Origin of the sequence: Pseudomonas sp. PDM13, from assembly GCF_025685765.1 — a bacterium.
In the GTDB taxonomy this organism is placed as follows: Bacteria; Pseudomonadota; Gammaproteobacteria; order Pseudomonadales; family Pseudomonadaceae; genus Metapseudomonas; species Metapseudomonas solani.
In genome coordinates this window covers 1-24,800 of the sequence record NZ_JAOTQU010000006.1, presented here as the reverse complement: position 1 = coordinate 24,800, position 24,800 = coordinate 1, and the positions used below count along the sequence as shown (strand labels likewise).

The following is a 24,800-nucleotide window of genomic DNA, read 5'->3' as shown; positions in this document are numbered from 1 at the left end:
AGGACGCCGAGATGACCCAGACCCTCGCCGACATGCGTCGCGACTACACCCGCGACGGCCTCAGCGAAGCCCAGGCTCCCCAGGAGCCTTTCGCCCTGTTCCAGCAATGGTTCGGTGACGCGGTGAAGACCGAGCAGCTGCCGGTCGAGCCCAACGCCATGACCCTGGCGACCGTCGACGCCGACGGCCGCCCGCATTGCCGGGTGCTCCTGCTCAAGGGGCTCGATGCGCGGGGCTTCACCTTCTTCAGTAACTACGACAGCGCCAAGGGCGAGCAGCTCGCGGCCCGCCCGTTCGCTGCCATGACCTTCTTCTGGCCCAGCCTGGAGCGCCAGGTGCGCATCGAAGGCCGGGTGGAGCGGGTCACCGCCGAAGAGTCGGACGCCTATTTCCAGGTGCGCCCGCTGGGCAGTCGCATCGGTGCCTGGGCTTCACCCCAGAGCCGGGTGATCGCCGACCGCGCCGAGCTGGAGCGACTGCTCGCCGAGACCGAGCGACGCTTCCTCAACCTGGCGCCCACCTGCCCGCCGCACTGGGGCGGCTACCGCCTGCTGCCGGAGCGCGTCGAGTTCTGGCAGGGCCGCCCGAGTCGCCTGCACGACCGCCTCAACTACCGCCTGGTCGATGGCCAGTGGATGTTCGAACGCCTTGCACCCTGACCGCCGCTGAGCCTCACTATGGCCTTCGTATCCGAAGGTCATGGGCCGAGGTGGTTGGATGAAAGTCGTCATTGCTCCCGATTCCTTCAAGGAAAGCCTGAGCGCGCCCGAGGTGGCTGCCGCCATCGGGCGCGGCTGGTCGTCGGTATTTCCGGCGGCCCAGGTCTTGCTGCGGCCCATGGCCGATGGCGGCGAGGGCACGGTGGACGCCGTGCTCGCGGCCAGTGGCGGCGAGCGCCGTACGGCGACCGTGCGCGGGCCCCTGGGGGATGCAGTCGAGGCGCACTGGGGCTGGCTGGGGGAGGGCGGCGCCATCATCGAAATGGCCGCTGCCAGTGGCTTGCACCTGGTTCCTTCCAGCAGCCGGGACGCCAGCCGCACCAGCAGCTTCGGCACCGGTGAGCTGATCCGCCAGGCCCTGGACGCGGGTGCCACGCGCATCATCCTCGGCCTGGGTGGCAGCGCCACCAACGATGGCGGGGCCGGCCTCATGCAGGCCCTGGGGCTGCGCCTGCTGGATGCCGAAGGGCGCGAGCTGCTTCCCGGTGGCGCGGCGCTGGCCGACCTGGCGCGGATCGATCGCGGCGGCCTGGACACGCGCCTCGCCAGCGTGCAGTTCGAAGTGGCGGCGGATGTGGATAACCCCCTCTGTGGTCCCCGTGGCGCCTCCCATGTCTTCGGCCCGCAGAAGGGCGCGAGCCCGGCACAGGTCGAGCAGCTCGACGGGGCGCTGCAACGTTATGCACAAGTGGTCGCTCAGGCGCTGGGAGAGGATCACAGCCAGCAGCCCGGCGTCGGCGCGGCCGGTGGGCTGGGGTTCGCTGCCCGGGCCTTCCTCGGGGCGCGTTTCCGTCCGGGGATCGAACTGGTGGCCGAGCTGGCTGGATTGGCCGAGGCGGTACAAGGCGCCGACCTGGTGATCACCGGGGAAGGGCGCCTGGATTCCCAGAGCCTGCATGGCAAGACGCCGGTGGGCGTGGCGCGTGTCGCACGGGCTGCCGGTGTGCCGGTCATCGCCCTGGCGGGCAGCCTGGGGGAGGGCTACCAGCGGCTGCACGAGGCGGGTATCGAGGCGGCTTTCAGCCTGGTGCCCGGGCCGATGACGCTGGAGCGGGCGATGACCGTGGCCGGTGATGAACTGGAGGCGCGTGCCGCCGATATCGCCCGGCTCTGGGCCCTGGCAGGGCGGGTTCAGGCCCCGGGGTAGCGCTGGGCGGCGCGCTCCAGCCAGGCGGGCAGGTCCTTGCGCTTGACCTTCTCGCGGCGGGCGGCCTGCAGCTGTTTGAGCATGTAGTCGCGGCGAGCGGCGTCCGCGCCGGCGAGGGACAGCGCCAGGTCACGGTCCATCCAGCGTTTGATGCGCACGTAGATCCACCAGTGGAAATACAGCCCCGCGGCGGTGGTGGTGACGATGATGAAGTAATCCATGAACTACCCTTGCTCTGGCGGCACCCGGGCGCTTTGGCGTTGTCCGAGTGATGAGTCTGTATGGAAACTGAACGGGTCGGCAGTTTGTTCCGGCGCCGGGTGACAGTTTCCGCCGCTGCGGAGTCTAATGGACGAGCATCCAATCTGGAGGAAATGCTATGCGTAAATCCGTTCTGCTAGTCGCTTCGTTCACCGCTGTAGCGATGCTTCTGGGCGGCTGTCAGTCGAGCCTGACCGGAGACACCTATTCGCGCGACGAAGCACGCCAGGTGCAGACCGTGCGCATGGGCACCATCGAATCGCTGCGTCCGGTGAAGATCGAAGGCACCAAGACCCCGATCGGCGCAGGCGCCGGTGCGGTCGTCGGCGGTGTTGGCGGCAGTGCCATCGGTGGCGGGCGTGGCAGCGTGGTAGCGGCCGTGATCGGTGCGGTTGCCGGTGGCCTGCTGGGCGCTGCGACCGAAGAAGGCCTGACCCGTACCCAGGGCGTCGAGATCACCGTTCGCGAAGACGACGGCTCCATGCGTGCCTATGTGCAGGAAGTACAGGAAAACGAGATTTTCCGTGTAGGCGAGCGCGTTCGCATCATGACCGTCAACGGTACCAGCCGCGTTTCCCACTGATCCCGGTTCGCCTGCAGGAGCGAATCGGCCCCGTTTCGTCTCCAGTCTGCATCGCTGCCTTCCCGACGCGGCTGCCCCTCATGGGGCAGCCGTCGTCGTTTCAGGGAGACGGGTTTCGCTAGTTTTTTGAAATAATTCAATGCATGTCCGGCAATCGATAGTTATGGATAATCGTCGAGTTTCGCCTTGCCGGACTTCAGCGCTGGACGGGGCCTAGTTAGGGAGGGTCATCGATGTTTCTGGCGCTGATTGTCGCGCTGCCTTTTCTGGGCGCTCTGTTGCCTTTGCTCGCCGAACGCCTGGGACGCAACCAGTCGTCACTGGCGGCCGCCTTCGCACCGCTGGCCGGGCTGATCCTGCTGCTGATGCAGGCCCCTGCCGTGCTGGGTGGGGAAACCCTGAAGCTGGTGCTGCCCTGGTTGCCGGGGCTGGGCCTGAATTTCAGCCTGCGCCTGGATGGCCTGGGGTTCCTCTTCGCACTGCTGATCCTCGGCATCGGCCTGCTGGTCATCCTCTACGCCCGCTACTACCTGTCCGAGCGCGAGCCCATCGGCCGCTTCTTCGCCTTCCTGCAGCTGTTCATGGGCGCCATGCTCGGCGTGGTGCTCTCCGAGAACCTGCTGCTGATGCTGGTGTTCTGGGAGGCCACCAGCCTGTCGTCCTTCCTGCTGATCGGCTTCTGGGGCCATCGTTCGGATGCCCGCAAGGGCGCGCGCATGGCGCTGACGGTGACCGGTGCCGGCGGCCTGGCACTGCTGGCGGGAATCCTCCTGCTGGGGCATGTGGCCGGCAGCTTCGAGCTGACCGACGTGCTGGCGGCGGGTGACATCATCCGTGCCCACGCGCTCTATCCGGTGCTGCTGTGCCTGGTGCTGCTGGGCGCGCTGACCAAGTCCGCGCAGTTCCCCTTCCACTTCTGGCTGCCCCATGCGATGGCGGCGCCGACCCCGGTGTCCGCGTACCTGCACTCGGCGACCATGGTCAAGGCCGGGGTCTTCCTCCTGGCGCGCCTCTACCCGGCCCTGGCCGGCACCGATTGGTGGTTCTACCTGGTGAGCCTGAGCGGGCTGTCGACCCTGCTGCTGGGCGCGACCCTGGCGCTGTTCCAGCATGACCTCAAGGGCCTGCTGGCCTACTCGACCATCAGCCACCTGGGCCTGATCACCCTGCTGTTCGGCCTGGACTCGCCCATGTCCAACGTCGCGGCGGTGTTCCACATCATCAACCACGCCACCTTCAAGGCGTCGCTGTTCATGGCGGCGGGGATCATCGACCACGAGACCGGCAGCCGCGACATGCGCCTGATCAACGGCATGTGGCGCTACCTGCCGCATACCGCGGCGCTGGCCATGGTCGCCTCCCTGGCGATGGCGGGGGTGCCGCTGCTCAACGGCTTCCTAAGCAAGGAGATGTTCTTCGGCGAAACCCTCAGCCAGGAAACCCTCGGTGGCCTGTACTGGCTGTTGCCGGTGGGTGCGACCCTGGCCGGGGTGTTCTCGGTGGCCTACTCCCTGCGCTTCGTCCATGACGTGTTCTTCAATGGCGAGCCCAAGCCGCTGCCGAAATTCCCGCCCCACGAACCGCCGCGCTACATGAAAGTGCCGGTGGAGATCCTCGTGGCGCTCTGCGTGCTGGTGGGCATGGCGCCCAACTTCACCGTGGCGCCGCTGCTGGCGGTGGCCGCCAGTGCCAGCCTGGGCGGCGAGCTGCCCGAGTACAGCCTGGCGATCTGGCACGGCTTCAACCTGCCGCTGGCGATGAGCTGCATCGCGCTGGTCGGTGGCGTCCTGCTGTATATCGGGCGCAAGCCGCTGTTCCGCTGGTACGCCGGCCTGCCCGACGCCGACGCCAAGGAAGTGTTCGAGGGGGTTATGCAACGCCTGGTGCGCGGTGCCACGCGCCTGACCGCCAGCCTGGAGAACGGCTCGCAGCAGCGTTACCTGGCCTTGCTCCTGCTGGCCGCGGTGGTGGTGGTGGCCGTGTCGCTCTGGCCCCTGGCGCAGCTGACCGGCTCGCGCCCGGCGATGCCGATCGACGGCGCCAGCGCCGTGGGCATGCTGGTGCTGTCGACGGTGGCCGTGCTCACTGCGGTGTTCCATCGCCAGCGCCTGGTGGCCCTGCTGGTCCTCGGCGTCGGCGGCCTGCTGGTGGCCCTTGCCTTCGCCCGCTTCTCCGCCCCGGACCTGGCGCTGACCCAGCTGTCGGTGGAGGTGGTGACCATGGTCCTGCTGATCCTGGCCATGTACTACCTGCCGTCGCGTACCCCTCGTGAAAGCTCCATGACCCGCCGCTCACGCGACCTGCTGCTGGCCCTTGGCGGCGGCGGAATGGTCGGCGTGCTGGTGTACGCGGTGCTCACCCGGCCCTACCAGACCATCGCTGACTTCTTCCTGGAGAACGCGGTGAGCGGTGGCGGCGGCCACAACGCGGTGAACGTGATACTGGTGGACTTCCGTGGCTTCGACACCATGGGCGAGATCACCGTCCTGGCCATCGCCGCCGTCGGCGTGCACGCCTTGCTCTCCGGCCTGCGCCTGACCAATCCCACCTGCGACCCCCAGGGCCGCAACTGGGCGCGCTCCAGCCGGCCGCTGATCCTCGAAACCCTGTCGCGCCTGCTGCTGCCCCTGGCGCTGCTGGTGTCGGCGTTCATCTTCCTGCGCGGGCACAACCAGCCCGGTGGCGGCTTCATCGCCGGGCTCATCACCGCCTCGGCGCTGATCCTGCAGTACATCGCCAGCGGTTCGGCCTGGGTCGAGCAGCGCCGGCCGCTGCGCTACCAGCGCATGGCCGGTGCCGGGGTGATGATCGCCGGTCTCACCGGGCTGGGCAGCCTGGCGTTCGCCGCTCCTTTCCTGACCTCAGCCTTCGACCACTTCCACCTGCCGCTGGTGGGTGAGATCGAGCTGGCCACCGCACTGTTCTTCGACCTGGGCGTGTACCTGGCCGTGGTCGGTGCCGCCATGCTCATGCTGGCCGGCCTCGGCAAGCTGAGCCTGCACCCGCCAATCACCGAGGAGATCCACTGATGGAGGCCCTGTTCGCCGTCACCCTTGGCCTGCTCACTGCCAGCGGCATCTACCTGCTGCTGCGGGCGCGCACCTTCCCCGTGGTACTGGGGCTGACCCTGCTATCCTACGCCGTCAACCTGTTCCTCTTCGCCATGGGCCGCCTCGCCGGCGACGCCGCGGTGATCGGCAGCGGCGGCCAGTACGCCGACCCGCTGCCCCAGGCGCTGGTGCTCACCGCCATCGTCATCGGCTTCGCCATGACCGCCTTCGTGGTCACCCTGGCCCTGCGCGGCGTGGGCGAGCTGGGCAATGACCACGTGGACGGCTGCACGGACGGGGAGGGGCGATGAGTCACCTGTCCATCCTGCCGATCCTGATTCCGATGTTCGCCGGGGCATTGCTGCTGATGCTGCCCTCCCTGGAGCGGCTCAAGCGCAGCATCTCGGTACTCGCCACCCTGGCCCTGGTGCCCCTGGCGCTGGTGCTGATGGCCCGCGCCGACGACGGCCAGCTGCAGGTCTATGCGCTGGGGGGCTGGCAGCCGCCGTTCGGCATCGTCCTGCTGCTGGACCGCTTCGCCGCGCTGATGCTGCTGGCCACCGCCGTGCTCGGCAGCGCCGTGGTGCTCTACGCCATTCGCGGCGACGACCGTCGCGGCCTGCGCTTCCACGCGCTGCTGCAGTTCCAGCTGATGGGCATCAACGGCGCCTTCGTCACCGGCGACCTGTTCAACCTCTTCGTGTTCTTCGAGATCATGCTGATCGCCTCCTACGCGCTGCTGTTCCATGGCGGCGGTGCGGAGCGGGTGCGCGCCGGGCTGCACTACGTGGTGCTCAACCTGGTGGGCTCGGCGTTCTTCCTGATCGCCGTCGGCGTGCTCTACGGCATCACCGGCACCCTGAACATGAGCGACCTGGCCAACAAGGTGGCCCTGGCCGATACCGACAGCGCGCCGCTGCTGGCCGCCGCCGGGCTGCTCCTGCTGGTGGTGTTCGCCCTCAAGGCGGCGCTGCTGCCGCTGCACTTCTGGCTGCCGCGCGCCTACTCGGCCGCCAGTGCGCCGGTGGCGGCGCTGTTCGCGATCATGACCAAGGTCGGCGTCTACTCCATCGTCCGCGTCTACCTGCTGGTGTTCGGCGCCGGTGCCGGGCAGCTGGCCGATCTCGCCCTCGACTGGCTCTGGCCCCTGGCCCTGGCGACCATGGCGCTGGCCGCCATCGGTGCCCTGGCCGCCGACCGCCTGCAGGGGCTGGTGGCCTACCTGGTGCTGCTCTCCGCCGGCACGCTGCTGGCCGCCTTCGCCCTGGGCACGCCGGAATCCCTCGCCGCCGCGCTGTTCTACCTGCTGCACAGCACCTGGGTGGCCGGCGGGATGTTCCTGCTCGCCGACCTGATCGCCCGCCAGCGCGGCGACAAGGCCGGCCTGCTGGTGCAGGGCCCGGCGCTGATGAACCCGCACCTGCTGGGCGGTGCGTTCTTCTTCGCCGCCATCGCCGTGGCCGGCCTGCCGCCCCTGTCCGGTTTCATCGGCAAGGTGCTGCTGCTCAAGGCGGTGACGCCCGGCGTGCAGGCGGCGCTGCTGTGGTCGGCGCTGCTGGGCGGCAGCCTGCTCGGCCTCATCGCCCTCAGCCGCGCCGGCAGCACGCTGTTCTGGCGGGTCGGCAACGACAGGCTCGGCAGCGCCGAACTGGACCGTGGCCGCCTGCTGGCGACCCTGGCGCTGCTGGCCACCGCCGTGCTGCTGGTGGGCTTCGCCGCGCCGCTGCTGGACTACGTCCAGGCCACTGCCCTGCAGCTGCATGATGTCGACCTCTACCGGCAGGTGAGCCTGCCAGGAGCGGCCCGATGATCCGCCGTCTATTGCCCCACCCGACCATGAGCCTGCTGCTGTTGCTGGTCTGGCTGCTGCTGGCGGACTCCATCGCCTTCGGCCACTGGCTGCTCGGCGGCCTGCTCGGCGTGGCCATTCCGCTGCTGTGCAACCCGCTGATGATCGACCGCCCCCGGGAGTGGCACCCGACGCGTCTGGTGCGCTTCGTGCTGCTGGTGATGTGGGACATCCTGGTGGCCAACTTCCATGTCGCACGGCAGACCCTGGGCCCGCTGCAGCGGCTGCGTCCGGCCTTCGTCGAGGTGCCCATCGACCTGGACAACGAGATGGCCATCAGCATCCTGGTGTGCGTGGTCTCGCTGACCCCGGGCTCGGTCTCCGCCGACCTCTCGGCCGATCGCCGGACCCTGCTCGTGCACGCCCTGGACGTACCGGACGACGCCGCGCTGATCGCCGAGATCAAGTCGCGCTACGAGGCGCCCCTGAAGGAGGTCTTCCCATGCTCGCCTACGTGATCCCGCTGTGCCTCGCGCTGCTGGTCATCGCCCTGCTGCTGACCCTGGCGCGCCTGGTGCGTGGCCCCTGCCTGCCCGACCGCGTGCTGGCGCTCGATACCCTCTACGTCAACGCCATCGCCATGCTCATGCTGCTGGGCATGTGGCAGGGCACCAACCTCTACTTCGAAGTGGCGCTGCTGATCGCCGTGCTCGGCTTCGTCGGCACCGTGGCGGTGGCCAAGTACATGCTCCGAGGAGACATCATCGAATGAACGCCGAGCCCCTGGCCCTGTGGGTCGAGATCCTCATCTCGCTGTTCCTCCTGCTCGGCGCCGCCTTCGTGCTGATCGGCGCCATCGGCCTGTTCCGCCTGCCGGACTTCTTCATGCGCCTGCACGGGCCGACCAAGGCCACCACCCTGGGCGTCGGCAGCCTGGTGGTGGCCTCGCTGATCTACTTCTCGGCCACCCGCGAAGGGCTCAGCGTGCACGAGCTGCTGATCAGCCTGTTCCTCTTCATCAGCGCCCCGGTCAGCGCCTACATGCTGGCCAAGGCGGCGGTGCTGCAGCAGCTGCCGCTGACCCGCAAGACCCGCGGCAAGCCCTGGGAGCAGTAACAGTTTCATCGCCCCGCTGTGCCTGTCGCGGCGCCGTCCTGGCGCCTAGACTTGGGTTTTCCCCGGAGGCAATCGATGGCGCAGCAAGGTCGTTGGGTGGCGGTCGCCTGCCTGGTGCTGGCCATGGCCCTGTGGGGCAGTTCCTTCATCGCCCTCAAGCTCGCCTTCCGCGAGGTCGCGCCCATGTGGGTGATCTTCGCGCGCATGGCCCTGGGCAGCCTGATCTTCCTGCTCGCCTGGCGCTGGCGCGGTGACTGCGACCCGCGGCCCGGCGACTGGAAATACTTCCTCGGCCTGGCCGCCTGCGAACCCTGCCTGTATTTCATCTTCGAAGCCCTGGCCCTGCAGCACACCAGCGCCGCCCAGGCGGGGATGATCACCGCGCTGCTGCCCCTGCTGGTGGCTGTCGGCGCCTACGTCTTCCTCCGTGAACGCATCACCCGCACCACCCTGGCGGGCTTTCTCCTGGCGGTGGCCGGCGCGGTGTGGCTGAGCCTGGCCAGTGAGGCGGACCCCCACGCCTCGGCGCCCCTGCTGGGCAACTTCTACGAATTCCTCGCCATGGTCTGCGCCACCGGCTACACGCTGCTGCTCAAGCACCTGTCGGCACGCTATTCGGTGTTCCTGCTGACGGCGATGCAGGCCTTCATCGGCGCGCTGTTCTTCCTGCCGGTGGCGGCGCTCTCGGCGCCCCTGCCCGAAGCGCCCAGCGCGCTGGCCATCGGCGCCATGGTCTACCTGGGCGTGGTCGTCACCGTCGGCGCCTATGGCCTGTACAACTTCGGGGTGGGCCGCCTGCCGGCCAGTCAGGCGTCGGGGTTCATCAACCTGATTCCGGTGTTCACCCTGATCTTCGCCATGCTCCTGCTGGATGAGCGCCTCAGCCCCATGCAGCTGGGCGCCGCCGCCCTGGTGTTCGCCGGGGTGGCCCTGAGCCAATGGCGCAACGCTCCGCCGGCTCCCGCCGGCATCCTGGATTGAGAAGAGGCTGATATGAACGACCCCCGCACCTGGACCCAGGAAGCCATCCGCATCATCGAGGCGGACTTCCAGCGCAGTGCCGACACCCACCTGATCCCCCTGTCGCTTCCCGGCCTGCCGGGCATCGAGCTGTACTTCAAGGACGAGTCGAGCCACCCCACCGGCAGCCTCAAGCACCGGCTGGCGCGCTCGCTGTTCCTCTATGCCCTGTGCAACGGCTGGCTCAGGGCCGGCGCGCCGGTGATCGAGGCGTCCAGCGGCTCGACGGCGATCTCCGAAGCCTATTTCGCCCGCCTGCTGGGGCTGCCCTTCATCGCCGTGATGCCCGCCACCACCTCGCCGGAGAAGATCGCCCAGATCGCCTTCTACGGCGGCAAGAGCCATCTGGTGAACGACCCGACGCAGATCTACGCCGAGTCCGAGCGCCTGGCCCGCGAGAGCGGCGGCCACTTCATGGACCAGTTCACCTACGCCGAGCGCGCCACCGACTGGCGGGCCAACAACAACATCGCCGAGTCGATCTTCCAGCAGATGCGCCACGAGCATTTCCCCGAGCCGGCCTGGCTGGTTTCCAGCCCCGGCACCGGCGGCACCCTGGCGACCCTGGGCCGCTACGTGCGCTATCGCCAGCACTGCACCCGGGTGTTCTGCGCCGATGCCGAGCGCTCGGTGTTCTTCGACAGCTACCGCAGTGGCGACCGCAGCCTGACCCTGGAGCTGGGGTCGCGCATCGAAGGCATCGGGCGTCCCCGGGTGGAGGCCTCCTTCCTGCCCCAGGTGATCGATGCCATGGCCAAGGTGCCCGATGCCTTGTCCCTGGCCGCCATGCACTACCTGGCCCAGCGCCTGGGCCGGCGTGTGGGTGGTTCCAGCGGCACCAACCTGGTGGGTGCATTGCTGGTGGGCCTGCGCATGGTCGCGGCGGGGGAGAAGGGCTCGGTGGTGGCGATCCTCTGCGATGGTGGCGAGCGCTACGCCACCACCTACTACGACGACGCCTGGCTGCAGTCCCAGGGCTACACCCTGGAGCCCCTGGTGGCGGCCATCGCCGCCTGCGCGGAGCAAGGCGCGGCGTTGCCCGACTCGATCCAGGTGGCGGGCCTGTGAGCCTGGATGACGGCGTGCAGCTGCGCACCGCGCGGGCCGGGGATATCGAGGCGATGGCCGCCTTTATCTTCGCGCACGGCCCCAACCCCTGGAATTTCCTCCCGGAAGACGAAGTGCACGAGCACCTGGCCGGTATCGCCGATGGCCGCGTGCAGGCATTGCTGGCCGAGGAGCGGGGCGTGCTGGCCGGCTTCATCACCTTCTACTTCAGCACCGGCTTCGCCGAGCACCAGGAGACTGGCCGCGACGACTCGCCCCGCGCCTATGTCTGCGAGGCAGTGGTGCACCGTGAACTGGCCGGGCGCGGCCTGGGCTCGCGCATGCTGCGGGCGGTGGTCGAGCGCCTGGCGGAGCAGGGCGTGGGGGATGTCTATATCGAGCGCCACGAAGAGAACGCGGGCTCGGCAGGGATGATGCGCAAGGCGGGCTTTCGCGAGCTGCGCACCTTCGATGACCCGCAGCGCCGTGCCACCGGCTCGCGGCGCACGACGCTCTGTCACCTGCGGCTGGACTGAGGCTCAGCGCTCCAGCCAGGCCAGCATCACGTCCAGCATGCGGTTGGCGAAGGCCCATTCGTTGTCGTACCAGGCCAGCACCTTGACCAGGTCGCCCTGCACGCGGGTGTGGGCGAGGTCCGCCACGCAGGACACCGGGTGGCCGTTGAAGTCGCTGGAGACCAGCGCCTCCTCGTTGCACTCCATCACCCCGGCGGGCAGCCGCGCGGCCCCCTCGCGCAGGGCGGCGTTGACCGCCTCGCGGGTGGCCGGGCGCTCGGCGATGAAGCTCAGGTCCACCAGCGATACGTTGGGTGTCGGCACCCGCACCGCCATGCCATCCAGGCGCCCGGCCAGCTCGGGGATGACCAGGCCGATGGCCCGCGCCGCGCCGGTGGCGGTGGGCACCATCGACAGGGCTGCCGCGCGGGCGCGGTAGAGATCGTCGTGGGTCTTGTCCAGCAGGTTCTGGTCGTTGGTGTAGGCGTGCACCGTGGTGACCAGGCCGCTGCGGATGCCGAAGGCCTGGTGCAGCACCTGGGCCAGGGGCGCCAGGCAGTTGGTGGTGCAGGAGGCGTTGGAAACGATGCGCTGCTCGCCCAGCAGCCCATGGTTGACGCCGTAGACCAGGGTCAGGTCGGCGCTGTCCAGCGGGTGGGAGAGCAGCACCCGGGGGGCGCCGGCGGCGAGGTGGCGCTCCACCTGTTCGCGGCTCTTCATGCGGCCGGAGCATTCCAGCACCAGGTCCACGCCCAGCTCGCTCCAGGGCAGGCGTACCGGGTCGCTCTGGGCGAGCAGGCGGATGGATTGCAGGCCGATGTCCATGCAATCGCCGTTGAGCTTCACGGGGCAGGCGAAGCGGCCGAAGGTGGAGTCGAAGCGGGTCAGGTGGGCGAGGGTGGCGGCGTCGCCGAGGTCGTTGATCGCCTCGATCCGTACGCGGGCGTCGAGGCCCCGTTCGAAGAGGGCGCGGACCAGGGCGCGGCCGATGCGGCCATATCCGTTCAATGCGATGCGCAGCATGTCGTTCTCCTTGTGCATGTCCATGGACAAGCTTAGGAGGTCGCCGCCGGCGGCGCGCCCCGACCGCCCGGTTATGGCGGCCGAGTGTGCAGCGGGAAAGCGGCCCGGCCGGGGTCGGCCGGGCAAGGGCTCACTCGTTGCGCGAGCCGCCGAAGTAGGCGCAGCCACGCAGGGGCTTGCCGTCCAGGCGCAGTTCGGCGGTCAGGTGCTGCACCGAGCCGCTCATGGAATCGACGCAGCGCTGCGGGGCGACCCAGAGTTCCACGCGCTTGCCGTTGGCTTCGCTGGTGAGGTTGAAGCGGCCGTCGGGCAGCTGTTCTTCCATGTAGGGCAGGGCGACGGGCTCCTGGCCGAGTTGCTCCAGCACCAGGCCCTTGGCGTTGACGTTGATGTTCCACTCCGGCTCGTGGCCGCTGGCGCGCAGCAGCAGGCGCTTGAAGTTGAGGTCTTCGCAGCCGTGGCCTTCGCGCTGCAGGCGATAGAGCTGGGTGACGTCCATCTGGCCGTCGGCGCCCTTGCTGGCGCCGAGGTTGCCGCGCAGGTCGACGAACAGCGGGCCGGGGCCATCGTCCAGCAGGGTGGCGGCTTCCTGGAGGATGCCGGTGGCGCCGCTGTCGGCGACCACGAAGCGGCGCTGCTCGGAGCAGGGACGGAACAGCAGGTGGCCGGCGTCGGCGCTCAGCTCACCCTGGGTGCGCGGCGCCAGTGGCGCGGGTGCGTCTTCGGTGGCGAACATCTGGCAGCCGGCGAAGAGGGGGAGCAGACTGAAAAGCAGTGGACGGACAACGCGCATCGGTGGGCCTCCTGAAGGGAGCGGCCACGTTACCGGGGCGCCTCGGTGATCTCAAGGGCGGGGAAGCAGGATGATCCAGTGCAGGCGGGTGTACGAGGAGAAGCGGGACGACGACGGCCGGCGGGTTCTGGTGGACCGGCTATGGCCCCGGGGTTGCCGCAAGGAGGCGCTGGGGCTCGACGCCTGGTTGCGCGAGGTGGCGCCGTCGGCCGAGCTGCGCCGGGACTTCTGCCACGATCCGGCGCTGTTCGGGGAGTTCCGCCTGCGCTATCGCGGTGAACTGGCGGCCCACCCCGAGCATTGGCAGGGGCTGCTGCAGATGGCCCGGCAGGGCACCCTCACGCTGCTGTTCGCCGCCCGCGAGGAGCAGGCCAACAACGCCCGGGTGCTGGCCGAGTTCCTCGAGGAGGAGCTGGACCGCGAAGGCCCGTCCAGCTCGCCGGTGTGTTACGCCGGCGAGGCCTGAGCCTTACCAGACGCGGTACACCTGGCCGGTCTGCGCGCCTTCGGCGCTCTTCGCATAGGCCAGGGCGGCGACGGCGGCCGGCACGGCCTTGTAGCCACGGAAGAAGGGGCCGTAGGAGGGCAGGGCCTCTTCGATCACGGTGGGGCTGACGCTGTTGATGCGCAGGCCGCGGGGCAGCTCGATGGCGGCGCTTTTCACGAAGCTGTCGAGGGCGCCGTTGACCATGCTCGCCGAGGAGCCGGCGCGGATCGGGTCGTCGCTGAGCACGCCCGAGGTGAGGGTGAAGGAGGCGCCGTCGTTGGCGAACTCGCGGCCGATCAGCACCAGGTTCACCTGGCCCATCAGCTTGTCCGCCAGGCCCACGGCGAACTGCGCCTCGCCCATTTCCGCCAGCGCGCCGAAGTGCACCTTGCCGGTGGCGCTGATCAGCGCGTCGAAGCGGCCGGTCTGCTCGAACAGGCGGCGGATCGACGCCGCGTCGCGGATGTCCACCTGGACGTCGCCGCTGCTGTGGCCGACACGGATGATCTCGTGGCGTTCCTTGAGTTCGTTGTCGATGGCCTGGCCGATGGTGCCGCTGGCGCCGATGAGGATGATCTTCATGGGTTCGATTCCTGCGTGTGTGGATGACTGAAGCCAGTGTAGAGTCGCTTTTGTTGTCGATAATCCAGGCAATCGGAAACCTGTGGTTCTCATATGGAAACAGTGAGGGGCTCCCATGAGCGAGATGGATGACTTGGCGGCCTTCGCCGTGCTGCTGGAGGCGGGCAGCTTCACCCGCGCCGCCGAGCGCCTGGGCTGCAGCAAGGGGCAGTTGTCCAAGCGCATGCGCCAGCTGGAGCAGGGCCTCGGCGCTACCCTGTTGCATCGCACCACGCGGCGGCTGGACCTGACCGCCGTCGGCGCCGCGCTGCTGCCCGAGGCCCAGGCGCTGCTGGCCCAGGCCACCCGGGCGCGTCAGGCGGTGCAGCGCCTGCAGGAAGACATCAGTGGGCGGGTGCGCATCACGGTGCCGGTGTCCCTGGGGGAGACCTTCTTCGATGCCTTGTTGCTGGAGTTCACCCGTCGCTACCCCGAGGTGCGGGTGGAGCTGGACCTGAGCAACAGCTACCGCGACCTGGTCACCGAGGGCTACGACCTGGGGGTTCGCTCCGGCCCGCACCTGGACGAGCGCCTGGTGGCGCGGCCGCTGTTCTCCCTGGAGGAGATCACCTGCGCCGCGCCCGCGTACCTGGCCCGCCATGGCGAGCCCCAGGCACCGGCGGACCTGGCCGGGCACCAGTGCCTGCTCAATACCCATTACGCCGGCTACGAGGAGTGGCTCTACCACCGCCAGCACCAACTGGAGCGGGTCAGCGTGGCCGGCAACCTGGCGAGCAATCACTACAGCCTGCTGAAGAAGGCGGCACTGTCCGGTGCCGGTATCGCCCGCTTGCCGTCCTACATGCTCCACGACGAACTGGCCGACGGCCGCCTGCAGTGGCTGTTGCGTGGCTACCAGACCCGGCAATCGCCGGTGTTCCTCGTGCACCCCTACCAGGGCGGCTTGCCCCGTCGCACCCAGATACTGATGGCGTACCTGCTGGACTGGTTCGAGCGCAGCCGCCAGGCGCTGGACAGGTTGGGGGTTGGTTCGTAGTCCGCAGGTTGGGCTGAGGCACGAAAGTGCGATGTTGGGCCTCGCTGCGCTCGGCGCCAACCTACGGTGCGGCTCCCGGCCTTTGTTTCCGGCACCAATGAAAACGGCCCCGAAAGGGGCCGTTGTCGTGGTGCAGCGGGGATCAGCCGCCCAGGTAGGCGTCGCGCACCTTGGGGTCGGTGAGCAGCGCTTCGCCAGTGCCTTGCATGACGATGCGACCGTTCTCCAGCACGTAGCCGCGGTCGGCGAGCTTGAGCGCCTGGTTGGCGTTCTGCTCGACGAGGAACACGGTCACGCCATCACGGCGCAGCTGTTCGATGATGTCGAAGATCTGCTGGATGATGATCGGCGCCAGGCCCAGGGAGGGTTCGTCGAGCAGCAGCAGCGCCGGCTTGCTCATCAGCGCGCGGCCGATGGCGAGCATCTGCTGTTCGCCACCGGACATGGTGCCGGCGCGTTGCTCGAAGCGTTCCTTGAGGCGCGGGAAGAGTCCGAGGATCTTGTCCATCTGCTCGTCGTAATCACCCTTGGGCGTGAAGAAACCGCCCATGGCCAGGTTCTCCTCGACGGTCAGGCGGGCGAACACGCGGCGGCCTTCCGGCACCACCGCGATGCTCTTGCGCATGATGTCGCTGGATTCCTGGCCGACCAGTTCTTCGCCCAGGTAGCGGATGCTGCCGCTGGCGGCGCGCGGCGAGCCGCAGAGGGTCATCAGCAGGGTCGACTTGCCGGCACCGTTGGCGCCGATCAGGGTGACGATCTCGCCCTTGCTCACTTCCATGCTGACGTCGTGCAGCGCCTGGACCTTGCCGTAGAAGGTGGAAACCTTGTCGAAACTCAGCATGGCTCAGGCCTCCCCCAGATAGGCTTTGATCACATCCGGGTTACTGCGGATCTGCTCCGGCGTACCGTCGGCCAGGGGGGTGCCCTGGTTGATCACGTAGATATGGTCGGAAATGCTCATCACCAGGTGCATGTCGTGCTCGATCAGCAGCACGGTGACGTTGTACTCGTTGCGCAGCAGGGCGATCAGGGCCTTGAGGTCCTCGGTCTCGCGCGGGTTGAGGCCGGCGGCCGGCTCGTCGAGCATGAGGATGCGCGGGCGCGTCATCATGCAGCGGGCGATTTCCAGGCGACGCTGCTGGCCGTAGGCGAGGGTACCCGCCGGGCGGTTGGCGACGTCGGTCAGGTTGACCTGCTCCAGCCAGTGCGCGGCGTAGTCCATGGCCTCGCGCTCGCTCTTGCGGAAGCCCGGGGTCTTGAACAGGCCGGAAAGGAAATTGGTGTTGAGGTGACGATGCTGGGCGACCAGCAGGTTCTCGACAGCGGTCATTTCCTTGAACAGGCGGACGTTCTGGAAGGTACGCACCACGCCCTTGCGGGCGATCTTGTGGCCCGGCAGGCCTTCGATCTGCTCACCGTCGAGGCGGATGCTGCCGCCGGTGGGCTGGTAGAAGCCGGTCAGGCAGTTGAACACGGTGGTCTTGCCGGCGCCGTTCGGGCCGATCATCGAGACCACCTGCTTTTCTTGGACGGACAGTGCCACGCCATTGACGGCCAGGAGGCCGCCGAAACGCATGGAAAGGCCGCTTACTTCCAGGATCGGGCGGCTCATCACTTCAGCTCCAGGTGGGGACGTTGCATGGGCAGCAGGCCCTGCGGACGCCAGATCATCATCAGCACCATCAGGGCGCCGAACATCAGCATGCGGTACTCGTTGAACTCACGGGCGAGTTCCGGCAGCAGGATCATCACGATCGCGGCGAGGATGATCCCCAACTGCGAACCCATGCCACCCAGCACGACGATGGCGAGGATGATCGCCGACTCGATGAAGGTGAAGGACTCCGGGGTCACCAGGCCTTGGCGGGCGGCGAAGAAGCTGCCGGCGAAACCGGCGAAGCAGGCGCCCAGGGTGAATGCGGAGAGCTTGATGATGGTGGGGTTCATGCCCAGTGCGCGGCAGGCGATCTCGTCTTCCCGCAGCGCTTCCCAGGCACGGCCGATGGGCATGCGCAGGAGGCGGTTGATCACGAACAGGGTCAGCAGCACCAGCAGCAGGGCGATCAGGTAGAGGAACACCACCTTGTTCACCGAGTTGTAGGCAATGCCGAAGTACTCGTGGAAGGTCTGCATGCCTTCGGCCGCGCGGCGCTCGAAGGAGAGGCCGAACAGGCTCGGCTTCTCGATGTTGCTGATGCCGTTGGGGCCGCCGGTGATCTCGGTGAGGTTGCGCAGGAGGATGCGGATGATCTCGCCGAAGCCGAGGGTGACGATGGCCAGGTAGTCACCGCGCAGGCGCAGCACCGGGAAGCCGAGGATGAAGCCGAAGAAGGCCGCCATCAGGCCGGCGATCGGCAGGCACACCCAGAAGCCCAGGCCGTAGTAGTGCGACAGCAGCGCGTAGCTGTAGGCGCCCACGGCGTAGAAGCCCACGTAGCCCAGGTCCAGCAGGCCGGCGAGGCCGACCACGATGTTCAGGCCGAGGCCGAGCATCACGTAGATCAGGATCAGGGTGGCGATGTCCACCGCGCCGCGGGAGCCGAAGAACGGCCAGGCGAGGGCGACCACCACCAGGCCGAGGATGATCCAGCGCTGGGTGGAGGGCAGGGTGAGGAAGTTGCTGGTCTTGCTGGAGAGCTTCGGCAGCTTCGGCGCGTTTTCCAGGGCACTCGTCAGGCGGGTGCGGAACAACTGCCAGAAGAACATGGCGATGGCGCAACCGGCGATGGTCCAGAGCACGGCGGGGCTGGCGCCCTGCACCTGCAGGCTGATGCCCACGGTGCTGAGCTTCAGGCCCATCACCGGGTAGGCGACGGCCAGCACCAGCAGCGCGCTGAAGAACGCGGTCTTGAGGGATTTCTGGGTGATCATACTTTTTCGACCTCCGGACGACCGAGGATGCCGGTGGGTCGGAACAGCAACACCAGGACCAGCAGGCTGAAGGCCACCACGTCCTTGTACTGGTCACCGAAGATGTCGGCGCCGAAGGCTTCGGCCACGCCGAGGACCAGGCCGCCGAGCATGGCGCCCGGAATGCTGCCGATGCCGCCGAGTACCGCAGCGGTGAAGGCCTTGATGCCGGCGAGGAAGCCCAGGTGCGGGTTGATCACGCCGTACTGCATGCCCAGCAGCACCGCGGCGACGGCGGCCAGGGTGGCGCCGATGACGAAGGTGAGGGCGATGATGTTGTTGGTGTTGATCCCCAGCAGGTTGGCCATGCGGATGTCTTCCGCGCAGGCGCGGCAGGCACGGCCCAGGCGCGAGCGGGAGATGAACAGGGTCAGGCCCATCATCACCAGGAAGGTGACGACGAAGATCAGCACCTGCATGTACGAGATGGTCACCCCGTTCATGGTGCTTTCACCGAACACGAAGTTCCCCGGAATCAGGTTGGGGATGGCTTTGTCCTTGGAGTCCTGCGCGAGTAACACCTCGTTCTGCAGGAATATCGACATGCCGATCGCGGAGATCAGCGGAATCAACCGGTTGCTGCCGCGCAGCGGGCGATAGGCCACCCGTTCGATGCTGTAACCGTAGGCACTGGCGACGATGATGCTCGCGGAGAAGGCCGCGATCATGACGATGGGCAGGCTGTCGATGCCGAACATGGTGAGTCCGGCGATTACGATGAAGGCCACGTACGAGCCAATCATGTAAACCTCGCCATGGGCGAAGTTGATCATGCCGATGATGCCGTAGACCATGGTGTAGCCGATGGCGATCAAGGCATAGGTGCTGCCAACGGTCAGGCCGTTAACCAGCTGTTGCAGGTAGTGATAGAGATCAGGCATTCCCCAACTCCTCGGGCATCACGTAAAGCGGCGCTTGTGGCGCAGCGGAGCCCGCAAATCTCGAATAAACAAAGCCCACTGCTCTCGCAGTGGGCTCTGGGCTAAGGCGGGAAGCTTATTTGGCTTCGGTTTTGGTGCCGTCCTTGTGCCATTCGTAAACCACGAAGCTGAAGTCCTTCAGATCGCCCTTCTCATCGAAGGAGAGGTTGCCGGTGGGGGTGGCGAAGCTGTTGGCGCGCAGGGCTGCGGCCACTTTGGCGGTGTCGTCTTCGCCGGCTTTCTTGATGCCTTCGGCAATGACTTGCACGGCGGCGTAGGCCGGGAATACGAACGGGCCGGTGGGGTCTTCGTTCTTGGCCTTGAAGGCATCTACCAGGGCCTGGTTCTTCGGATCCTGGTCGAAGGATTTCGGCAGGGTGACCAGCAGGCCTTCGGAGGCCGGGCCGGCGATGGCCGAGATTTCCTTGTTGCCTACGCCTTCCGGACCCATGAAGCGGGCTTTCAGGCCTTTCTCAGCCGACTGGCGCAGCAGCAGGCCCAGTTCCGGGTGGTAGCCGCCGTAGTAGACGAAGTCGACGTTGGCTTGCTTCAGCTTGGCGATCAGGGCGGAGAAGTCCTTGTCGCCGGCGTTGATGCCTTCGAACAGGGCGACCTTGCCGCCTTTGGCTTCCAGGGTCTGCTTCACGGCAGTGGCGATGCCTTCGCCGTACTGCTGCTTGTCGTGGATGACGGCGACGGTCTTCGGCTTGATGTGGTCAGCGATGAAGTTGCCGGCGGTCGGGCCCTGCAGGCTGTCCAGACCGATGGTGCGGAACACCAGCTGGTAGCCACGGGAGGTGATTTCCGGGCTGGTGGAAGCCGCGGTGATCATCAGGATGCCTTCGTCTTCGTAGATGTCGGACGCGGGCTGAGTGGAGCTGGAGCAGAGGTGGCCAACAACGTATTTGACGCCGTCGTTGACGATCTTGTTGGCTACGGCGACAGCTTGTTTCGGGTCGCAGGCGTCGTCGTAGACCACGCCTTCCAGTTGGGCGCCGTTCACGCCGCCAGCCTTGTTGATCTGCTCGATCGCCATCTTGGCGCCGATGAATTGCATCTCACCGTACTGGGCAACAGCACCGGTCACCGGGCCGGCCAGGGCGATCTTGATGGTGTCGGCGGCTACGGAGTAGCTGGCAACACCGGCGAGGGCCATAGCGGCGAACAGTTTGGAAATCTGCTTGGTAGCCTTGTTCATAGTGCTCCACTCTTATGTTTTTCGTTGTTTTTGTCCTGATTGCCTACAGGACAGGGTCCTTTGAACCACCCCGCCATATCCCGCGGCAACTGTACCGGTACAGTGTAGAGTGCCGATTTGCGGCTTGAAAAGCCGACACATGGGGGCGGAATGTTCCTATGTCGCTAAATCGCAACAAACGTATAGAAAAACGGCGTGCCCTGGAGTGAGCGGGAGGCGTCAGGCTGGACTTGTGAACAAGATGGCCGGCGTTATCATTGCCCGCCCTGCAACCGTTACCTTTCCACTCAGAGCAAGCCATGAACGATTCATCAAGCACCCTCTATGCCAAGCTGCTCGGCGAGACCGCCGCCATCACCTGGGAGGAGCTGCAGCCCTTCTTCGCACGGGGCGCGCTGCTCTGGGTCGAGGGCGCGGAGGATCTGGTCGGCGTCGCCCTGGCGGTGGCCGAGGACGACAAGCCCAAGGTCGCGCAACTGCTGGGCGCCGGCAGCCTCGCCAAGGTCGAGGAAAGCCGTGCCGAGGACCTGCTGACGCGGAACCCGAAGCTGTGGGCCGTGGTGGTGGCGCCCTGGGTGCTGATCCAGGAGCGCCACGAGGCGCCGACCCGGCACTGATCCCCCCTGGCATTCCCGTGCGGACGACTCCGTTCGGGAATGCACCGCTGTTCGATCCCGCCTTTCTAATTCCCTGACCCTCCGCACCCGATGCGATATTCGGGGGCATGTCCCGCATTCCGGCGCCTGATCGGGCGCTTTGCCGATGTTCGAGCACCCGCTCAAGGACGGGCCCCGGGGATTCTTTCTGCCCTTGTATGGGGCGCAGTGTTACCCGTTGCCTCCTCGTGGTGCATTGCGAGTGGTGGGCGGCATTCCTTTGTCCTTTCCGGTGCGTGCACGCGTTGACCGTTGGGTTTAGATTGGGCTCCCCGTTTTTCCGGAGCCCTCCATGACCCTCCCCAGCATCGCCTTCGCCGGCATCGGCCTGATGGGCCTGCCCATGACCCGCCGCCTGCTCGCTGCCGGCTACCCGTTGTCGGTGTGGAACCGCAGCCCCGACAAATGCGCCCCACTCGAAAGCCTTGGCGCCCGTCGCGTGGACAGCCCCGCTGCGCTTTGCGGCAGCGCCGATATCGTCATGCTCTGCCTGGCCGATACGGCGGTGGTGCGCGAGGTGGTCTTCGGCCCAGGCGGCATCGTCGAAAGCGCGAAGCCCGGCCAGCTGCTGGTGGATTTCTCCAGCCTGGAGCCCGCCGCCACCCGCGAGATGGCCGCCGAGCTGGAGCGCCGCAGCGGCATGCGCTGGGTGGATGCGCCGGTCTCCGGCGGCACCCCCGGTGCCGAAGCCGGCACCCTGGCGATCATGGCCGGCGGCCGGGTTGAGGATGTCGAGCGGGTGCGCCCGGTCCTCGCCCACCTCGGTCAGCGCCTGACGCGCATGGGCGATGTGGGGGCCGGCCAGGTGACCAAGGTGTGCAACCAGATGATCGTCGCCTGCAATGCCCTGGTGATCGCCGAAGTGGTGGCCCTGGCGGAGAAGTCCGGTGTCGATGCCAGCCTGCTGGCCCCGGCGCTGGCCGGTGGCTTCGCCGACTCCAAGCCGCTGCAGATCCTCGCGCCGCAAATGGCCGAGAGCCGCTTCGAGCCGATCAAGTGGCACGTACGCACCCTGCTCAAGGACCTGGACACCGCCACCCGGTTGTCCCGCGAGGAGGGCAGCGCCACGCCCATGAGCGGCCTGGCCGCGCAATTGATGCGCCTGCACGGCAGCCAGGGCAACCTGGCGCGTGACCCGGCGACCCTGGTCAAGATGTACCGCGAGGAGCAGGCATGAAGATCGCCGCCAACCTGTCCATGTTGTTCACCGAACTGCCGCTGATCGAGCGCATCGGCGCCGCCGCGCAGGCGGGCTTCGAGGCCGTGGAAATCCAGTTCCCCTACGAGTTGCCGGCCGGCGAGCTGAAGGCTGCGCTGGAGCAGGCCGGCCTGCCGCTGCTGCTGATCAACCTGCCCGCCGCCGACCTGCTGCAGGGCGGCCCGGGCCTGGCGGCGGTGCCGTCGCGCCAGGACGAGTTCGACGCCGCCCTGCGCCAGGTCTACGCCTACGCGGCGGTGGTCAACCCGCTGTTCGTCAACGTACTGCCCGGGCGCCTGGCCGAGGGGCTGGACCGCGACACCGCGCTGGCGACCCTGGTGGCCAACCTGCGCAAGGCCGCCGACACCCTGCACCCGCTGGGTATCCAGGTGCTGGCCGAGGCCATCAACCCCATCGACATGCCGGGCTTCCTGATCAACACGCCGGAGCACCTGGGTGAGCTGGTGCGCGCCGTCGACCGGCCCAACTTCGCCGCTCAGTTCGACCTCTACCACATGGCCCGCCAGGGGCTGGACGTGGCCGCCGGCATCCGCCTGCTGGCCGGGCGCATCGGCCATGTGCAGTTCGCCGACAGTCCCGGCCGTGGCGAACCGGGCTCGGGGTCGACGGATTTCCCGCCCTTGCTCGATGCGCTGGACGCGAGCGGCTACACCGGCTGGCTGGCCGCCGAATACCGGCCGGGCAAGCCGACCGGGGAGTCGCTCGGCTGGCTGCCCGCGTTCAAGGCCCGCTGAAGGGAAAGCTGGGGCGCGGGCCGGCTCACCGCTGCGTTCGGGGCGGGAGCCGGTGAGCGGGGCGATTCGGCGGAAGTGTTGGATTGTCCTACATAAAGCTGGCGAATGTTCGCAGACAGGAACGGTGCGCAAGGTCTAGATTGCGGCTTACAAGCCCGGCAGGCGGTTTGCCTGGCAAATAACAACAATCGAGACCGACCCCATGCAGCCTTTGCAGCCTTCCCCCCAGGCGGCGAACGCCTGGCGCGTTCTGTTCCTGCTGTTCCTTGCGAACCTGTTCAACTTCTTCGACCGCACCATCCCGGCCATCATCATCGAACCGGTGCGCCATGAGTGGAGCCTCAGCGACTTCCAGCTCGGCCTAATCGGCACGGCCTTCACCCTCGTCTATGCCATCGCCGGCCTGCCCCTGGGGCGCATGGCCGACACCGGCTCGCGCAAGAAGATCATGGGCTGGGGCCTGGCGGTGTGGAGCGGCCTCACGGCGGTCAACGCCCTGGCCTGGAACTTCTGGAGCTTCCTGCTGATCCGCATGGGCGTCGGCATCGGCGAGGCCAGCTACGCGCCGGCCGCCAACTCGCTGATCGGTGACCTGTTCCCGGCCAACAAGCGCGCCCGCGCCATGGGCATCTTCATGCTCGGCCTGCCGCTGGGCCTGGTGCTGGCCTTCTTCACCATCGGCGCCATGGTCCAGGCCTTCGGCAGCTGGCGCGCGCCCTTCGTCATCGCCGCCATTCCGGGGCTGATCCTGGCGCTGTTCATGTTCTTCATCAAGGAACCGGCCCGTGGCGCGGCGGAGTCGGTCAAGGTCGACCTCTCGCCTGTGGATAAACCCTTGCGCCGGGTCCTGGCCATCCGCACCTTCTGGTGGCTGACCCTGGCGGGCCTCACCTTCAACTTCGCCACCTACGCCTGCAACTCCTTCATGGTGCCGATGCTGCAACGCTACTTCCTGCTGCCGCTGCAGAGCGCGGCGGTGGCCACCGGGATTATCTGTGGTGTCACCGGGCTGATCGGCCTCACCGTCGGCGGCTGGCTGGCGGACAAGGCCCACGAGAAGTCCGAGCGCGGACGCCTGCTGCTGGCCACCGGCAGCATGCTGGTCGCCACCCTCGCCACCGGTTTCGCGCTGTTCTCCGGGCGCATCGAGATCGGCCTGTTCGTGGGCGTGTTCAGCATCGGCTGGCTGTTCGCCTACACCTTCTATACCTGCGTCTACACCGCCATCCAGGACGTGATCGAACCGCGCCTGCGGGCCACCGCCATGGCGCTGTTCTTCGCCGGCCTCTACCTGCTCGGCGGTGGCCTCGGCCCGGTGGTCGTAGGCCTGCTGTCCGACCACTTCGCCCACGCCGCGATGTACGCCGCCGGTGCCAGCGAGATGACCGAACAGTTCAAGGCCATCGGCCTGCACGACGCCATGTACCTGATCCCCGTGGCCCTGGGCCTGACCATGCTGGCGCTGTTCCAGGCCGCCCGCTGCTTCGGCCGCGATGCCCGCAGCATGCGTGCGGGGCTGGAGACGGGAACCGCCAACGCGGTGCCGGCCTGAGGAATACGCTTTGTGGATAAGGGCGGCGCTCGCTGAGCGCCGCCTAGCCGGCATAGGAGCGAACTCATCGGCTCTGTCTTAGCTGTTGTGCTTTTAAAGCAACGCTCAAGCACGGTGCTTTCCGCGAATTTATGGACTTCTGCCACTTCCACCGCATGGGTTTCGCTCCGCTCGCGGAACGCCGCCCGACCCACCCTACGAAAGTCCGTGCGCACCACGTGGTGATGCTCTGGACGAAGAACGTTGGAGCAGCCGCCAACGCCCCTCCAGGAGGCCGAACGCAGTCGTTGCGCCGGGGGACGAGCGGCATGGATGCCGCGAGAGGCGCGCCAGGCCATGGATGGCCCATCGCGCCGGCCCCCGAAAGCGACGATGGAGTGAGGGCACCCGACGCAGTCGGGCCGGATGATGGGGCAAGCCCTTTTGGTTCCTTTTAAGGC

27 protein-coding genes are annotated in these 24,800 nt (G+C 67.5%); 18 read left to right on the top strand and 9 right to left on the bottom strand.

Annotated features, from left to right (window positions below; all coding sequences use genetic code 11):
- Positions 1–11 precede the first annotated feature (11 nt).
- Entirely contained in the window at positions 12–659 is a 648-nt protein-coding gene (pdxH, locus tag OEJ36_RS08250) for a pyridoxamine 5'-phosphate oxidase (RefSeq protein WP_263401081.1), read from the top strand.
- Positions 660–717: 58 nt separating this feature from the next.
- Complete coding sequence (locus OEJ36_RS08245; protein ID WP_263401080.1) at positions 718–1,866, top strand: glycerate kinase; 1,149 nt, start codon at positions 718–720, stop codon at positions 1,864–1,866.
- On the opposite strand, the gene OEJ36_RS08240 is transcribed toward OEJ36_RS08245, so the two are convergent.
- Positions 1,851–2,087, bottom strand: a complete 237-nt coding sequence (locus OEJ36_RS08240; protein ID WP_263401079.1) for a hypothetical protein — start codon at positions 2,085–2,087, stop codon at positions 1,851–1,853. The genes OEJ36_RS08245 and OEJ36_RS08240 overlap by 16 nt on opposite strands.
- A 158-nt stretch (positions 2,088–2,245) precedes the next feature.
- On the opposite strand from OEJ36_RS08240, the gene OEJ36_RS08235 reads away from it, so the two are divergent.
- From OEJ36_RS08235 to OEJ36_RS08190, 10 genes are all read left to right on the top strand, one after another.
- Positions 2,246–2,710 carry a glycine zipper 2TM domain-containing protein gene (locus OEJ36_RS08235; RefSeq protein WP_263401078.1) on the top strand — a complete coding sequence of 155 codons (465 nt, stop codon included), beginning with the start codon at positions 2,246–2,248 and terminating at the stop codon, positions 2,708–2,710.
- A gap of 233 nt (positions 2,711–2,943) precedes the next feature.
- Complete coding sequence (locus OEJ36_RS08230; RefSeq protein WP_263401077.1) at positions 2,944–5,739, top strand: monovalent cation/H+ antiporter subunit A; 2,796 nt, start codon at positions 2,944–2,946, stop codon at positions 5,737–5,739.
- Entirely contained in the window at positions 5,739–6,071 is a 333-nt protein-coding gene (locus OEJ36_RS08225; protein ID WP_263401076.1) for a Na+/H+ antiporter subunit C, read from the top strand. The genes OEJ36_RS08230 and OEJ36_RS08225 overlap by 1 nt, the downstream gene beginning before the upstream one ends.
- Positions 6,068–7,570, top strand: coding sequence for a monovalent cation/H+ antiporter subunit D (locus tag OEJ36_RS08220; protein ID WP_263401075.1), 1,503 nt, complete (start codon positions 6,068–6,070; stop codon positions 7,568–7,570). Before OEJ36_RS08225 ends, OEJ36_RS08220 begins: the two co-directional genes overlap by 4 nt.
- Positions 7,567–8,067, top strand: coding sequence for a Na+/H+ antiporter subunit E (locus tag OEJ36_RS08215; RefSeq protein ID WP_263401074.1), 501 nt, complete (start codon positions 7,567–7,569; stop codon positions 8,065–8,067). The genes OEJ36_RS08220 and OEJ36_RS08215 overlap by 4 nt, the downstream gene beginning before the upstream one ends.
- Complete coding sequence (locus tag OEJ36_RS08210) at positions 8,052–8,321, top strand: K+/H+ antiporter subunit F (protein ID WP_263401073.1); 270 nt, start codon at positions 8,052–8,054, stop codon at positions 8,319–8,321. Before OEJ36_RS08215 ends, OEJ36_RS08210 begins: the two co-directional genes overlap by 16 nt.
- Positions 8,318–8,665, top strand: coding sequence for a Na+/H+ antiporter subunit G (locus OEJ36_RS08205; protein ID WP_184491429.1), 348 nt, complete (start codon positions 8,318–8,320; stop codon positions 8,663–8,665). Before OEJ36_RS08210 ends, OEJ36_RS08205 begins: the two co-directional genes overlap by 4 nt.
- Positions 8,666–8,740: 75 nt before the next feature.
- The gene (locus tag OEJ36_RS08200; RefSeq protein ID WP_021219229.1) at positions 8,741–9,646 is read left to right on the top strand and encodes a DMT family transporter; all 906 of its coding nucleotides are present in this window, start codon (positions 8,741–8,743) and stop codon (positions 9,644–9,646) included.
- 12 nt (positions 9,647–9,658) lie between these two features.
- On the top strand, positions 9,659–10,753 hold the full coding sequence (locus OEJ36_RS08195; RefSeq protein WP_263401072.1) for a PLP-dependent cysteine synthase family protein: 1,095 nt from the start codon (positions 9,659–9,661) through the stop codon (positions 10,751–10,753).
- A 2-nt stretch (positions 10,754–10,755) separates the two neighbouring features.
- The gene (locus OEJ36_RS08190) at positions 10,756–11,268 is read left to right on the top strand and encodes an N-acetyltransferase family protein (protein WP_411860981.1); all 513 of its coding nucleotides are present in this window, start codon (positions 10,756–10,758) and stop codon (positions 11,266–11,268) included.
- A gap of 3 nt (positions 11,269–11,271) precedes the next feature.
- Here OEJ36_RS08190 and gap read toward each other — a convergent pair whose 3' ends face one another.
- Together gap and OEJ36_RS08180 are read right to left on the bottom strand one after the other, a co-directional pair.
- Positions 11,272–12,270, bottom strand: coding sequence for a type I glyceraldehyde-3-phosphate dehydrogenase (gene gap / locus OEJ36_RS08185; protein ID WP_263401071.1), 999 nt, complete (start codon positions 12,268–12,270; stop codon positions 11,272–11,274).
- Between the two features lie 130 nt (positions 12,271–12,400).
- Positions 12,401–13,063 (bottom strand): COG3650 family protein, encoded by a 663-nt coding sequence (locus OEJ36_RS08180; protein WP_263401070.1) that lies wholly within the window; start codon positions 13,061–13,063, stop codon positions 12,401–12,403.
- A 70-nt stretch (positions 13,064–13,133) separates the two neighbouring features.
- On the opposite strand from OEJ36_RS08180, the gene OEJ36_RS08175 reads away from it, so the two are divergent.
- Complete coding sequence (locus tag OEJ36_RS08175; RefSeq protein WP_263401069.1) at positions 13,134–13,529, top strand: DUF488 domain-containing protein; 396 nt, start codon at positions 13,134–13,136, stop codon at positions 13,527–13,529.
- A 3-nt stretch (positions 13,530–13,532) separates the two neighbouring features.
- Here the strand turns inward: OEJ36_RS08175 and OEJ36_RS08170 are convergent, their stop codons facing one another.
- The gene (locus OEJ36_RS08170; RefSeq protein ID WP_263401068.1) at positions 13,533–14,132 is read right to left on the bottom strand and encodes a short chain dehydrogenase; all 600 of its coding nucleotides are present in this window, start codon (positions 14,130–14,132) and stop codon (positions 13,533–13,535) included.
- Between the two features lie 115 nt (positions 14,133–14,247).
- Between OEJ36_RS08170 and OEJ36_RS08165 the strand changes: the two genes are divergently transcribed.
- Entirely contained in the window at positions 14,248–15,168 is a 921-nt protein-coding gene (locus OEJ36_RS08165; RefSeq protein ID WP_263401067.1) for a LysR family transcriptional regulator, read from the top strand.
- 142 nt (positions 15,169–15,310) lie between these two features.
- On the opposite strand, the gene OEJ36_RS08160 is transcribed toward OEJ36_RS08165, so the two are convergent.
- The 5 genes from OEJ36_RS08160 to OEJ36_RS08140 form a co-directional block, all read right to left on the bottom strand.
- Positions 15,311–16,012 carry an ABC transporter ATP-binding protein gene (locus tag OEJ36_RS08160; RefSeq protein WP_263401066.1) on the bottom strand — a complete coding sequence of 234 codons (702 nt, stop codon included), beginning with the start codon at positions 16,010–16,012 and terminating at the stop codon, positions 15,311–15,313.
- Positions 16,013–16,015: 3 nt separating this feature from the next.
- The gene (livG, locus tag OEJ36_RS08155) at positions 16,016–16,783 is read right to left on the bottom strand and encodes a high-affinity branched-chain amino acid ABC transporter ATP-binding protein LivG (protein WP_263153095.1); all 768 of its coding nucleotides are present in this window, start codon (positions 16,781–16,783) and stop codon (positions 16,016–16,018) included.
- A complete protein-coding gene (locus OEJ36_RS08150; RefSeq protein WP_021219239.1) occupies positions 16,783–18,042 on the bottom strand; it encodes a high-affinity branched-chain amino acid ABC transporter permease LivM in 1,260 nt (419 codons plus the stop codon). Before OEJ36_RS08150 ends, livG begins: the two co-directional genes overlap by 1 nt.
- Complete coding sequence (gene livH, locus OEJ36_RS08145; protein ID WP_111260597.1) at positions 18,039–18,962, bottom strand: high-affinity branched-chain amino acid ABC transporter permease LivH; 924 nt, start codon at positions 18,960–18,962, stop codon at positions 18,039–18,041. The genes OEJ36_RS08150 and livH overlap by 4 nt, the downstream gene beginning before the upstream one ends.
- Positions 18,963–19,077: 115 nt before the next feature.
- The gene (locus tag OEJ36_RS08140; protein WP_021219241.1) at positions 19,078–20,199 is read right to left on the bottom strand and encodes a branched-chain amino acid ABC transporter substrate-binding protein; all 1,122 of its coding nucleotides are present in this window, start codon (positions 20,197–20,199) and stop codon (positions 19,078–19,080) included.
- Between the two features lie 299 nt (positions 20,200–20,498).
- Between OEJ36_RS08140 and OEJ36_RS08135 the strand changes: the two genes are divergently transcribed.
- The 4 genes from OEJ36_RS08135 (at position 20,499) to OEJ36_RS08120 (ending at position 24,360) form a co-directional block, all read left to right on the top strand.
- Positions 20,499–20,816, top strand: coding sequence for a DUF2288 domain-containing protein (locus OEJ36_RS08135; RefSeq protein WP_263401065.1), 318 nt, complete (start codon positions 20,499–20,501; stop codon positions 20,814–20,816).
- A 331-nt stretch (positions 20,817–21,147) separates the two neighbouring features.
- Complete coding sequence (locus tag OEJ36_RS08130) at positions 21,148–22,032, top strand: NAD(P)-dependent oxidoreductase (protein WP_263401064.1); 885 nt, start codon at positions 21,148–21,150, stop codon at positions 22,030–22,032.
- Positions 22,029–22,808 (top strand): hydroxypyruvate isomerase family protein, encoded by a 780-nt coding sequence (locus OEJ36_RS08125; RefSeq protein WP_263401063.1) that lies wholly within the window; start codon positions 22,029–22,031, stop codon positions 22,806–22,808. The genes OEJ36_RS08130 and OEJ36_RS08125 overlap by 4 nt, the downstream gene beginning before the upstream one ends.
- Before the next feature lie 211 nt (positions 22,809–23,019).
- Positions 23,020–24,360 carry a spinster family MFS transporter gene (locus OEJ36_RS08120; RefSeq protein ID WP_184491623.1) on the top strand — a complete coding sequence of 447 codons (1,341 nt, stop codon included), beginning with the start codon at positions 23,020–23,022 and terminating at the stop codon, positions 24,358–24,360.
- The last annotated feature ends 440 nt before the right edge of the window (positions 24,361–24,800 follow it).